This is a genomic window from Snuella lapsa (assembly GCF_039539345.1).
Classification (GTDB): domain Bacteria; phylum Bacteroidota; class Bacteroidia; order Flavobacteriales; family Flavobacteriaceae; genus Snuella; species Snuella lapsa.
In genome coordinates, this window is sequence record NZ_BAABCY010000038.1 from 1 (window position 1) to 13,244 (window position 13,244).

Below are 13,244 nucleotides of genomic sequence, written 5' to 3' on the forward strand. Positions count from 1 at the left end.
CACTTTAATATACTAAATATTCTGCTTTTTCTATACCAAAAAATCGCTTTTCTTACGTCGAACTCAGGTTTAAAGGCTTTACAGAAGCCATTTTAAGCGTTTTTCCAAAGGCTCAGGTCCAAAAGTGTATTGTACACCAAATCCGAAACTCAATCAAATATGTAGCCTCTAAGGACCAAAAGGAATTTATGCGTGATTTTAAAGCCTGTTTACAGAGCTGCCACAAAAAATTTAGCCGAAGATGCTTTATTGGCTTTAGAAGAAAAATGGGGTCAAAAATATCCTGTTGTTATAGAATCCTGGCAAAACAACTGGGAAGAACTATCTCAGTATTTTCAATATACTGAGCCCATTCGTAAAATCATTTATACCACCAATGCCGTAGAGGGCTTCCATCGACAGGTTAGAAAAGTCACCAAAACAAAAGGAGCTTTTACTAATGATATGGCATTGCTCAAACTAGTATATTTGGCAACAATGAATATCCAAAAAAAGTGGACATCTCCATTAACAAATTGGAGTTTGACCGTTCAGCAATTATATATTAAATTTGGGGATAGAATACAACTGGATTTAAAAACCAATCCTCATGTGGCTAGCCACATGAGGATTGACAACTCAGACAGAGTTTAATTTACATATCCATAAACGAACGTGAATAATGCTTAAGGCTTCCAATGTCTCCTCCAGTGAAATTTTGGAAGAATTTAGTATCGATAAACACTTTTAGTTGAGAATTTATTGGTTTTCGATACACCAAATCACAGATTTGGCACTCAAACTGACATAAATCCCTTACCCAATATTCGTGTTGAATTATTGGTCTTCAATGTGTTAAGATAAATTCTTCGCTCTTCTCTGATGAACAAAACAAATCACTATTCAGACCTCATCGGTCTCTTAGGTGCATAAGCTTATTCTTCTTCCGAAGTGTCTTCAACTTTTTCTGAAGCAGGTTCTTTGCCTTTTAAATAGTCTGGTAACTGCATGCCTGCCATATTAAACATATCTTGTAATGGAGGAACCGATTTGTACATTCCGGAAAGGAAATTAGCGGTAGATGATTTGCCATCTTTGTTTCCGCCATTTTCCCAAACGGTAACTTTATCGATTTTAATGTTTTTAATGGCTTCTGATTGCATTTTAACAAGTTCAGGTAGTTTGTCGGCAATAAGCAATAAAACAGCATCTTTGGAATTATTACCAGCAGCTTTAACAATTTCGTCTAAACCAGCAGCCTGTTTAGTTAATACTTCATAGAGTCCTTGTGCTTCTGCTTGTGCTTTAAATAAAATAGCATCTGCTTCACCTTTAGCGCGTCTCCTTATTTTTTCTGCCTCAGCTTCGGCATCAATCTCTACTTTTCTTTTATCAATTTCAGCAGGAACGATAACATCTGCTACTTGTGAAGAGCGCTCGCGTTCTGCCCTTGCTGTTTCGGCTTCCTTTTCTGCAGCATAAGACTCTTCCAATGCTTTGGCTGCCTGTACTTTTTCAGAAGCAATAGCAACACGTTCTGCTTCTGCTTCTCTTTGACGGCGTAGTGAGTCTGAATTAGCAACTGCTATTTTGGCGGTGTTTTCACCTTCAACAGCTTGTGCATTAGCAGCTGCGACTTGGGTTCTTTCATCCTGTACTGCATTGGCTTCACCAATAGAACCGTCTCTGTTTTTCTCGGCTACCGATTTACGGGCAGCGTTTATAGCGTGTGCAGCGGCCTCTTTACCTAAGGCTTCTATATAACCAGACTCATCGACAATATCGGTAATGTTTACGTTGATTAGTTTTAATCCAACTTTTTTAAGTTCAGATTCTACACTTTGTGAAATATTGGTCAGGAACTTATCCCGGTCTGAGTTAATTTCCTCAATATCCATAGATGCAACTACTAGGCGTAACTGTCCGAAGATAATTTCTTTGGCCAACTCCTGAATGTCTTGAAGACCAAGACCAAGTAAGCGTTCGGCAGCATTTTGCATAACACCAGGTTCGGTGGAGACCCCAATGGTAAAACGAGAAGGTACGTTAACACGTATGTTTTGCTTAGATAAAGCATTGACCAGATTTACTTCAATTGAAATGGGTGTTAAGTCCAAAAATTCATAATCTTGGATAACAGGTAGAATAAAGGCGGCACCACCATGTATACATTTGGCCGATTGTCCGCCACCTACTTTACCGTAAACGACCAAAATGCGATCTGAAGGGCAACGCTTGTAGCGTTTAATCAAGATAATTAAAAAGATGAATACAAATAATACAGCAAAAATAACTGTAATGGGTAATCCTAAATTAGATATCTCTTGTGTTAGCAGGTATTTCATAAGGTTTTGTTTTAATAGGTTCTATGGATTTTTGTGTTGTATTAACAATTAAAATATCGTTATTGGTAACTTCGGTAACCTTAATGATGGTTCCAGGTTTGAGCTCTGTAAGAGAATCGGAAAGAGCTTCCAGTTCGCGAAGGGCTCCTTGAATGCGGATATGGACTTTACCCATTCTGGATCGATGGGCACCGATTGTGAGGTAGACTTCTCCAATGGCTCCAATGGCATTTTTATAGTTTAAGGTGCCACTATCGCTTAATTTGTTCATATAATGGAACATGGTGGCCATAATAGTCATCATTATCAGACCACAAAAAACGGAGATAGCAATGGTTAGTACATTTGAAAGTCCAGCATCCATACATGCGATACCACTCCATCCAAAAATGGTAAAAAAACCAATAAGATTTTTAAAAGTAATAAATTGGAATTCAATGCCAGTATCAGCATCTATACTGGTGTCGATATCGTCAATGTCTTCGGCGCCATCAATTCCCAAAAAGGTCGTTATTATTATGAAGATAAATAGCAGAGAGCTTATCGACGCAATAATCCAGTAAAATTTTGAAAATAAATCCAATTCTGAAAACCAAACCATTTTTAATAGAGTGTTAAAGATTAAAGCTGAAATGTAAGACCTTTTGAATAATCCTACAATAGTATTTGTAAGAAAATTGAAGGTAACTCTTTAAAATAAGGCATTTATCTGCCATTTATTTTAGAGAAGCCTTTTAAAGGTTATAATAGTTAGTAGTCGTCAATAAAATTTTGTTACAAAAAGTGTAATAATTTCATTTAATTATTGTAGCCAAAACTTTTATTGCTTTAGTAGGATTGAAACAGCGTTACCTCCAAAACCAACGGCGTTAACTAAAACCGTTTTTATTTGTTTTGGAGCTTTTTTGTTTTTTATGTAGGGTACACCTATAAATTTTTGATGTTGTAGCATTAATATGGCAAGTTCTAAGCTTAAAGCACCCGAAGCACCAAAAGTATGACCAATTTTCCATTTGTTAGACGTAACGGCAGGCACTTTATCTTTAAAGACTTCTTGGATAGCTTTTAGTTCACTCAGATCGCCTTTTATGGTTCCAGGGGCATGCATGACGATAGCGTCTACTGTTTCTGGATTGATGTTCTCTAAGGCCATTCGCATGGATTTTTGAAAGCATTTGGCATCGCTGGAAATGGAGATGTTATGTTCTAATATTTCTGTTGCAAAACCAATGCCTTCTATAGTTGCCAAGGTATTGGGATGCTTGCCCATTTCCAAACAGGTTACCGAAGCACCTTCGCCCAAAACCATAGTATTCTGCTTTTTGGAAAGATCGAGAGCCTTACATGGGTAGCTGCTATTGTTTTTAGCATAAATCTTTAGAGCTTGCATCTGGGCAATAGTAAACGGAGTTAAGGGGGCTTCGCTACCGCCCACCAGAAACTTGTCGCACATGCCAGATTGAATCCAGGCAATGCCATTAAGTACAGCATGCAAAGCTGTAGAGCAGGTAATGGAATGACTTATTTCCGGGCCTTTGGTTTGTAGGTCGTGAGCGATCCAAGAAGATATGTTTCCCAAAGTAGTTGTAGGAGAACTTAAAGTCTTCGTTTTGTCGTTTTTCAGGTAGTCATCATAATAGGTCTCAAAAAGATGAGTTGCCCCTCGTGAAGACCCGATATTAATTCCGAAATTATCAGAACTTTTCCAACCAGCTTGCTGGATGGCTAACCGGGAAGCATAGATGGCATATAAAACCGTTCTGTCGAGTGTTTTATACTTGGAATCCGATAGGCGTAACGTTTCAATCGTTTCTTGAGCTTCTGTAGGTATTTTTGAAACCAATGCACTGCCTTTTTTCAAGGACATTTCAGTAATACAATGTGTATCATTTTGGTAACTTTCCCAAGTTTCATTTAAGGTCTTCCCTAATGGGGAAATAGATGCGACAGCCGTTATGGAAATGGGTTTTTGCAAGGATTTGGTTTTGGTGCAAATTTAAACTATTGCTAAGGAATCTTCTATGGTTTTGTGTACTTTTTCCAGTTGTTGCTCTGTGATTATATAAGGCACTTGTATGTAAATGGTATTTCCAAGAGGTCTTAAAAACACGCCCCTGTCCATAAAGAATTTTAACAACTTGTCTCGCAAATGGCCATAACGTTCCATTTTGGTATTAAGGTCTAAGGCCAAAACAACTCCTAAATGTCTAGTCCCTTTAATTTTAGGATGGTCTTTTATTTTTGCTTCAAAACTTTTATGGGTTGCTTGAATACGTTTGATATTGTCTTGAATTTCATTTGAAGTCAATAATTCAATACCCGCAATAGCAGCTGCACATGCCACAGGATTAGCGGAATAGGTATGGCAATGAAAAAATCCTTTGGTTATATCATTGCTTAAAAAACCTTCATAGATGTTTTCTCTGCAAGACGTAATGGCCATGGGCAACAATCCAGCAGTAAGGGCTTTGCTCAAGCACATAATATCTGGTTTGGTCTCAATGTGATCTGACGCGAAATACTTTCCTGTTTTTCCAAAGCCGGTCATGACCTCATCAGCAATGGACAGAATGCCATTATCCTTACAAAATTTAAGAATGTCGTTTAACCCATTGGCATCGTGTATGGTCATTCCTGCAGCACCTTGCAATAAAGGTTCGTAAATGAAACCTGCTATTTTGTGTTTTGAAGTAAGTGTTTTTAGCTGATCTAAAATAGTATTGTGATTTGAACCATTTGGTGTTGGAATGCGCTTAACTTCAATTAAAAAGTCTTCAAATGGCCCATTATAGACCGACAGTCCCGAAACGCTCATAGCCCCAAAGGTGTCACCATGAAAACCATTTTCAAAGGCTATAAATGTTGATCGTTTTTCTCCTTTATTGAAATAATATTGGAGCGCCATTTTAATACTCGACTCTACTGCGGTAGAGCCGTTGTCGTTAAAGTAAATCCTATTTTGATTAGCAGGAAGTATTTTAATAAGTTCTTCAGATAGCTTTACGGCAGGTTCATGGGTAAAATCACTAAACATGACATGATCTAGTTGTTGCATTTGACTATAAACACGATCAACTATAAAATCATTACAATGTCCATACATACAGGTATACCACGATGCTATGGCATCAATATATTCATTCCCTTGTTCGTCAGTTAAAATACAACCTTTGGCTTTTACAATCCCCAAGCTTTCAGGGTTTAACTGATGCTGCTTTAGGGGGTGCCATAAATGTTTTTTGTCACGTTCCTGTAGTGTCATAAGTTCTTTAAATTTTCCTTGAACAATTCAGCATATTCTTTTACTACCTTTTTATCAAAATACGGTTCTTCATCAATACGTCCTACAATAGGAATATTTGTCATTTTCTTAATAATATCCTCTGTAGTTGGGTGTGTTTTTCCACTAAAAATAATGGCAACGTCATAACCTTTTTCTTTTAACGCATTAACTGTTAAAAGGGTATGGTTAATGCTTCCCAGGTAATGTCTGGATACGACAATAACCTTATAATGTGGTTTGATAAGGTCTAAAACAGTTTGGGTGTCGTTTAAGGGAACCAGTAAGCCGCCAGCGCCTTCAATCACCAGATCATTAGTTGTATTTGGGCATTTTACCTGATTTATGTCAATAGTTATATTGTCAATTTTTGCAGCAGCATGTGGGCTCATTGGGGTGTGTAAAGCATAGCTGTTTTGGTGAAATACAGATTTACTGTTCGATACTAATGCTTGTACTTTATGCGTGTCGCTATAGTCCAGATCCCCTGCTTGTATAGGTTTCCAATAATCGGCTTTTAATGCTTCGGTAACAATAGCAGAAGCAATTGTTTTTCCTACATCTGTTGATATTCCTGTAATAAAATATGTTTTTATTTTTGTCATTCTGTGCTGGTAGAAATCTAATTTTAATTGATATAAGAAACCTAATGATATATTTTGGATGTACTTAACATGTCATTGTCGTTGCAAAAGTAGCTAACTGTTGTAATACATCCGAGATTTCCTTTGTCGAATTATAGCTATGTAAACAAAAACGCAGGCGTTCTTGACCTTTGGGAACGGTTGGTGATAAAATGGGTTTTACGTCAAAATGGAACTCTCGTAATTTTTTTGCTATCGATTTTACCCGTTCATTTCCTGAAATAATACAACATTGTATAGAAGAATTGCTTATAATAAACAGATGTTGAAGGTTGTTCTTTGTGATTTCGGATTTAAAATGTATAATGTTTCTCTTTAGAAGCACCCCGTTTTGAGTCGAAATAAGTTCATTGTATGCCGCATTGATAGTTGCCAAACTGTGTGGAGGCAAGGCTGTGGTATAAATGAAACTACGCGAGAAGTTAATGAGGTATTGTTTAAGATTGTCGCTTCCAAGTATGGCAGCGCCATGGCATCCCAATGCTTTTCCAAATGTTATTAATCGTGCGAAAACTTGTGACTCCAGTTTTAGATCTTGAATCAGTCCGACCCCGTGCTTTCCTAAAGAACCAATAGCATGTGCTTCGTCTACTATCAAATAGGCATTGTTTTTTTTGCATATTTCTGAAAGACGAATAAGATCTGGCGAATCACCATCCATGGAAAAAACAGATTCTGTAACTATGTATATGTTTTGGTGGGACTCTGAAACAGGTTTAGAATGGCGAAGCATCATATTTTCTAATGCTTCTATATCATTATGCTTGAATTTGTAGCTTTTTGCAAGGCTCATAGTAATGCCATCACGAATAGAAGCATGTATGTATTCGTCATATAAAATAATATCATCTTTTTGGGGAACACAGGAAAAAAAACCAACATTGGCATCGTATCCCGAGTTAAAAATAAGCGCAGCTTCACTTTTATGGAAATTACATAGTACAGACTCTACAACAGAGTACAACGGGTGGTTGCCAGAAAGTAAACGGGATCCCGTAGCACCATTTTGTGAGATGCGATGTCCAATTAGGAAATCGTGAGTAGCTTTAAAGATGGTTTCATTCTTTGAGAAGCCTAAATAATCATTAGATGAAAAATCGATTAAGTTGTTTTGTGACCCTAATTTCCGTAAGGCATTAACGGCTTTGCGGCCTTCCAGTTTTTGTTGTAGTTTTTTAGGGAAATCCATTTAACAAAAGTAAATAAAAAAGCCTATTTAGGACTTCCATTAAAAATATAGAAAATCTAAATAGGTCTTTTTTTACTCTACGGTAAAACTTGTTTGCGTTGTTAAAGGTATGCCATCATTTGTTAAGCCTTCCAGTTTTAAATTATAGGTGCCAGATACGGTTCCTGAAGAAAAATTAATATGTGCTTGACCTTCCTTGTTGATTATTACTTCAGGACTCCAAAAGAGAGTAGCACTTTGTGGACTTTCCTGAAAATCATTTTTAGATTCATAGTTTGGTTCATAAAATTTTCTAGTAATAGAGAATCCGTGATGATTAAAAGTAACAGCTTCTTTCCCGTCTTTGGGAGATGAGGGCTCTACTCCCTGTATTGTATAAATAGCCAGGACACCTCCGCCTCCAGAACTTCCAAATATCGCAGCTCTTGAGCCTTTTATAACATCGATAAAATCTACTTCATTGGCAGGTATTGATGTTAAAATACTGCTATCTGTTGGAATACCATTTATTAAATATAAGGGCTCTATATTTCGAGCTATACTTTGTGGGCCTCTAATAATTACTTTATTTTGAAATACATCTACTCCAGGAACACGTCCCCTAATGGCATCGAGAAGATTAGTGTAGTGCATGTTTCTTAATCTTTCAAAGTCGACGGTACTTGATGGGCTAAAATAAATTGAATTTTTTAGTCTTACCTTTTGAATGCGATTTACGCGGCTTTTTGGAGGGCCATTTAATTCTATTTCATTTAAAACAATGAGCCCTTTTTCATTTAAATATAAATCGTCAAGCCTTACAGATTCATCGGGGATATTTAAAAATTGATCATAGCTGTCTTTTTGAAAATAACGAGCATATTTAGAGTTGGTAGGAGCTGGGTTGAAGGGGGCAAGTTCTATAATATATTTGTTTTTAGGACGTTCGTCATCTTTGGCTTGTAGTACAATTTTCCCTCCATCTATTAAATTGGCATTACTAAACAAAAACTTACCATTGGAATCGGTTTTCACTTTACTAAAATTCATGCCACTATTGCCCCAATATGTTAATGAAACATCTGCTGTTGTTGTTTTTCTATAATTATAAAAGCGCTTAACTGTTCCAGAGACAGTAATGCCTGTTTCGGTATTAAAGATGTTGTCTGTATTCTTGGGGGTGTCGTCATATAGATATTGACGCCAACCTTGGGTAAGCATTAATAAATCTAAGTTTTGTTCTCGCTTAGGGTCGCTAGAATAGAAATAGTATCCAGGTTGTTCTATGGCACCTTTTAATTCTGAATTTAAAAGTAAATAAGATGCAATATCTGTTTGATTCATAGTTGGTTGAGAAGCTGCTATGTCCGTTATCGAAACAGAAAAGTTTGTTCCTTCAAGGGTATTTGTTTCTAATGAGTCCTGTTTTAAGTCTATTAAAAGGGGGATATTTTGATTTGTTTTATAGGATCTCGAGTTCGTGCTAGCTGTCACTATTATTTTGTTCTCTCTATTATAGTTAAATACCAATCGTTCACTCACAGGGGTGTTGTTTGTATTAAAGAGTGTAAACTTTATAATGCCTTGATCAAAATTGTCGTTAGGTATTTTAAGAACAACATTTGGATTGTTTCCTTTTATTTTCGCATCATAAAGTATAATGTTACCATATTTTGCTTCAATTTTGTATTCTTCCAAGGAAATATTCGGATTAGTTTTAATCGTTAGGTAATAAAAATCCTTTATGGACTTAATTTGCATAAGAGGTTTGTTATCATGTGTTTGGGGTAATTTGTAGCTGTATTCTTTTCCATTAAAATTAATTGTCGCCTTATATTTTTTACCCTTTTCTGGTTTGATTAGCAATGCTCCCATTCCAAGATGAGTTGATTTAAAATTTGTCACCTCAGTCCCCAAAGAGTCTGTTATTTGACCAGATATATCAATGCTTTTTCCATCGCTATCTATGGCTTTAAAAGCAATGGTGTTAAAAAAACCATTAACTAAATACCCTCCTTCGGGAAAGAATTGTAGATCGGGTTTATGAGTTTTCTGATTTTGCGGGCTTGAAGATATGTCATCTAATAAAGTATTTTTTTTGAACTTTTTATTATTTGATAAAGGAGAAATGAATATACTTTTTCTAAAGAAAAAAGCATCGTCGAAGTTGCGCATATAATTAGTATAAGCACGTATGTAATAAACACCTCCAGTTAGATCGGCGGCTAATTTAAAATCCCCAAAACCAAATCCTTGTGCCGCTTTTGTGATTTTTGAATCAATGATACTGCCTTTCTTGTCGATAATGTCAACGTATACTACTGTACTGTCACTAGCAGGAGCGTTAAAAGTGCCGTCTACGACATAACTTTTAAACCAAAGGTCATCTCCAGCGTTATAATAGGTGCGATCCAAGTGAAGATAAACTTTCTCTTTAGAGATTGCATTGTTTGAATCAGAGTTAGTTTGACCGGATAAAAAATGATGAGAATATAGGAATAGAAAAAGGAATAAAAGAAATATTTTGGTTTTCATATCAATGAGGTTTAGGCGGTAAAACTTACAAAAACTGTACCAAATGGAAGGGGTGTATAATTCTATTTAAAGTTGGATTAGGCTTAAAATTAAGAATTAGAATAAAATGATAGATCATTAAAGAGATATTTTAGATTTTTTTTTAAAGATTAAGCTTAATTGATGAACTTTACAAAAGGAATTAAGTGAAAATGTGTTTTTAGTACTTTCGAACTATGTATGCCTTGGTAGATTGTAATAATTTTTATGCGTCTTGCGAACGGGTTTTTAATCCGAATTTACGAAATAAACCTATTGCTGTTTTAAGTAATAATGATGGGTGTGTCATTTCACGAAGTGATGAAGCCAAAGCAATTGGTTTACCTATGGGAGCACCTATTTTTAAATGGGAGGGATTTTGTAAAGCAAATAATATTCAAGTGTTTTCTTCTAACTACCCGTTGTATGGCGATATGAGTAGTCGTGTAATGACTCTGTTAGAGCAGTTTACGCCAGATGTTGAGGTATATAGTATCGATGAAGCCTTTTTGGAGTTTAAAGGATTTGATAATCATAATTTTGATGATTATGGTCATCAAATAAGAGACCGTGTATTAAAATGGACGGGCATTCCTACTTGTGTCGGACTTGCGCCAACGAAAGCCTTAAGTAAAGTCGCCAATAAAATTGCACGTAAATTTCCCGAACGAACAAAGGGCGTTTACGTGATAGATTCTGAAGAAAAACGGATAAAGGCACTGCAATGGATTAAACTAGAAAGTGTATGGGGCATAGGGCGTAGATTGCAAAAGCGTCTAAAAACTAAAAATTGTAATACTGCATTCGATTTTGTACAGTTATCGGATGATTGGGTGCGTAACAACTTTTCAATTACCGAATGGAAGCTTAAAAAAGATTTAGAAGGTATACCAACCATAATGCTGGATGAGGTTAAAACAAAACGAGCTATTGCCACTACTAGAAGTTTTGAATATACGTTTTCTGATTTTGATAATATTAAGGAACGGGTATCTACCTTTGCTATGAGTTGTGCAGAAAAATTGCGTAAACAACATTCGAGTTGTCATATGGTTTATGTGATGCTAAGTAGCGATAAGCATAAAAAACAGGAGAAACAACATCGGGCGAGTCAGGTGATAAGTTTACCGCACCCAACCAATTCGTCTTTGATAATCAGTAATTGTGCTGTAAAAGCAGTGGCCTCAATTTTTAAGCCTGGAATAAAATACAAACGGGCCGGTGTAATTGTTACAGGTTTAGTGCCTGAAAACAATTATCAGTTGGATTTGTTTGAACAGGAAAATAAAAAACATAAACATTTGATGCATACTATAGATCATTTGAATACAAAATACTCCGATTATAAGATAAAATTGGGCAATCAAGACTTAAAACGTACCTGGAAAATGCGGCAAGAGCGTTTGACACCAAGGTATACAACTAATATTAATGATATTATTGTGGTAAAATAATAGAGACATTTGTATGTAATGAGCGAATCTTTAGTAACTTTATGGCGAGAGATGCACTATTCTCTCCAAAGAACACCATGTTAGTTAAACAAACAAAAAATCTTACGTTTTTTATTCCGAATATATCAAACAATTCGGGAGCACCTTTTTTTGATGCGGGAATTTCTGCAGGATTTCCATCGCCAGCCGAGGATTTTAAGGAACAACGGTTATCCTTAGATAGGGAACTTATAAGAAACAAAGAAGCTACTTTTTTTGCACGAGTTAGCGGACAATCTATGATTGGTGCTGGGCTTGATGATAATGACCTTTTGGTAATAGACAGAAGTTTGGAACCAGCAAATAATAAGATAGCTGTTTGTTTCTTGGATGGTGAGTTTACAGTTAAGCGTTTGCGTGTAGAAAATGGAAATATATGGTTGCAGCCCGAGAATCCAGATTATCCCATTATAAAGATTACATCAGAAAACAACTTTGTTATTTGGGGAATTGTTACCAATGTGATTAAGAAAGTATAAGTATTAGAGGAACTATCTTTTTAAAAAGGAGGCTTCTAACGGCGTTATGTAAATTGCAGAGCCATGTGTTTTTAAGCCCTGAATTGTTTAGTTTTTTTGTACTATGTTAAATATATTTAGTCAATTATATAAAACTTTTGCATGAAAAAACGTATCGAGTCTGTAGACATTTTAAGAGGATTTACCATAGCGGCTATGATACTTGTTAATACTCCCGGAAGTTGGAGCCATGTATATCCCCCTTTGCTTCATGCTAAATGGCATGGCCTAACACCAACCGATTTAATATTTCCATTTTTTTTGTTTATAGTTGGTATCTCTATCTACTTTGCATATAAAAATAAACCCAATGCTCAAGCAACATATAAAAAGATTATAGTGCGGAGCCTAAAGCTTATGGGCTTAGGGCTGTTTTTGGGGTTGTTTTTGCCTTATGCTCCTTTTGTAAAAGAATTCGAAACCTTAAGATTTTTTGGGGTATTACAGCGTATTGGTATCGTTTTTCTTTTTTCGGCAATACTATACCTCAACTGTAATTGGAAAAACTTATTTGGTATAGGAACTATCATACTAATTGTTTATTGGTTGTTTTTGGGTTATGTTCCTTTGCCAGATGGTACATTGCCAACTTTTGACAGGGCATCCAATAATTGGGCTATGTATATTGATTCAAATCTTTTAGGAAAACATATGTGGCAAGCCGATTACGATCCTGAAGGCCTTTTAAGTACCTTACCTGCAATAGCTACGTGTATAATTGGAGTTCTTGTTGGAAAACTACTGGATGGTCTTAGGGATATAAAACCCTTGCTTGTAGTAGCAGTTCTTCTCTTGCTTTTTGGGTATGTTTGGAATATTTGGTTTCCTATTAACAAAGCGCTTTGGAGCAGTAGTTTTGTTTTAGTTACTGCTGGATGGGGTACCTTAATATTGGCATGTATTTACTATTTAACCGATGTTAGACAACTTAAATTTGGTGCAATCTATAAATATGTTGGCATGAATGCTATTACTATTTATTTTTTATCAAGTTTTGTTTCGAAAACCTTTTATTTAACAAAAGTAGGAGGCACGAACGTACATGCATGGCTTTATAACACACTATTTGTTCATGATTTTTTAAGCAATAAACTATCTTCTTTAATGTACGCTTTAGCAGTTGTACTAGCGTACATGCTCTTAGGTTATTTTCTTTATAGGAAAAAGATTTTTATTAAGGTGTAAGTTTGTAAGGATTGACTAGCAAAGTCTATTATTCCGGTTTTGACAAGGTTTGCCTAAAATAAAATATCGGCAACTCAGA

At 35.8% G+C, this 13,244-nt stretch carries 10 protein-coding genes and 1 pseudogene; 4 read left to right on the forward strand and 7 right to left on the reverse strand.

From position 1 onward, the window contains the following. Positions 1-74: 74 nt before the first annotated feature. Positions 75-633 (forward strand): annotated as a pseudogene (locus ABD792_RS08330) (IS256 family transposase); the annotation flags it as partial. A gap of 281 nt (positions 634-914) precedes the next feature. Here the strand turns inward: ABD792_RS08330 and ABD792_RS08335 are convergent. From ABD792_RS08335 to ABD792_RS08365, 7 genes are all read right to left on the reverse strand, one after another. Beyond that, positions 915-2,324: a flotillin family protein gene (locus tag ABD792_RS08335; RefSeq protein ID WP_345005438.1), complete on the reverse strand. Its 1,410-nt coding sequence runs from the start codon at positions 2,322-2,324 to the stop codon at positions 915-917. Further along, positions 2,293-2,925 (reverse strand): hypothetical protein, encoded by a 633-nt coding sequence (locus tag ABD792_RS08340; protein WP_345005440.1) that lies wholly within the window; start codon positions 2,923-2,925, stop codon positions 2,293-2,295. Before ABD792_RS08340 ends, ABD792_RS08335 begins: the two co-directional genes overlap by 32 nt. Before the next feature lie 219 nt (positions 2,926-3,144). Beyond that, positions 3,145-4,299 carry a beta-ketoacyl-[acyl-carrier-protein] synthase family protein gene (locus ABD792_RS08345; protein WP_345005442.1) on the reverse strand — a complete coding sequence of 385 codons (1,155 nt, stop codon included), beginning with the start codon at positions 4,297-4,299 and terminating at the stop codon, positions 3,145-3,147. A gap of 21 nt (positions 4,300-4,320) precedes the next feature. Next, positions 4,321-5,586, reverse strand: a complete 1,266-nt coding sequence (gene bioA / locus ABD792_RS08350; protein ID WP_345005444.1) for an adenosylmethionine--8-amino-7-oxononanoate transaminase — start codon at positions 5,584-5,586, stop codon at positions 4,321-4,323. After that, positions 5,583-6,209 carry a dethiobiotin synthase gene (gene bioD / locus ABD792_RS08355; protein ID WP_345005445.1) on the reverse strand — a complete coding sequence of 209 codons (627 nt, stop codon included), beginning with the start codon at positions 6,207-6,209 and terminating at the stop codon, positions 5,583-5,585. The genes bioA and bioD overlap by 4 nt, the downstream gene beginning before the upstream one ends. A 64-nt stretch (positions 6,210-6,273) precedes the next feature. After that, the gene (locus ABD792_RS08360) at positions 6,274-7,437 is read right to left on the reverse strand and encodes an aminotransferase class I/II-fold pyridoxal phosphate-dependent enzyme (RefSeq protein WP_345005447.1); all 1,164 of its coding nucleotides are present in this window, start codon (positions 7,435-7,437) and stop codon (positions 6,274-6,276) included. A 72-nt stretch (positions 7,438-7,509) separates the two neighbouring features. Next, positions 7,510-9,951 carry a TonB-dependent receptor plug domain-containing protein gene (locus ABD792_RS08365; protein ID WP_345005448.1) on the reverse strand — a complete coding sequence of 814 codons (2,442 nt, stop codon included), beginning with the start codon at positions 9,949-9,951 and terminating at the stop codon, positions 7,510-7,512. A 215-nt stretch (positions 9,952-10,166) separates the two neighbouring features. Between ABD792_RS08365 and ABD792_RS08370 the strand changes: the two genes are divergently transcribed. From ABD792_RS08370 to ABD792_RS08380, 3 genes are all read left to right on the forward strand, one after another. Then, positions 10,167-11,423: a Y-family DNA polymerase gene (locus tag ABD792_RS08370; protein WP_345005449.1), complete on the forward strand. Its 1,257-nt coding sequence runs from the start codon at positions 10,167-10,169 to the stop codon at positions 11,421-11,423. Between the two features lie 41 nt (positions 11,424-11,464). Further along, positions 11,465-11,941, forward strand: coding sequence for a LexA family protein (locus tag ABD792_RS08375; RefSeq protein ID WP_425568132.1), 477 nt, complete (start codon positions 11,465-11,467; stop codon positions 11,939-11,941). A gap of 141 nt (positions 11,942-12,082) precedes the next feature. After that, positions 12,083-13,165 (forward strand): acyltransferase family protein, encoded by a 1,083-nt coding sequence (locus ABD792_RS08380; RefSeq protein WP_345005450.1) that lies wholly within the window; start codon positions 12,083-12,085, stop codon positions 13,163-13,165. The last annotated feature ends 79 nt before the right edge of the window (positions 13,166-13,244 follow it).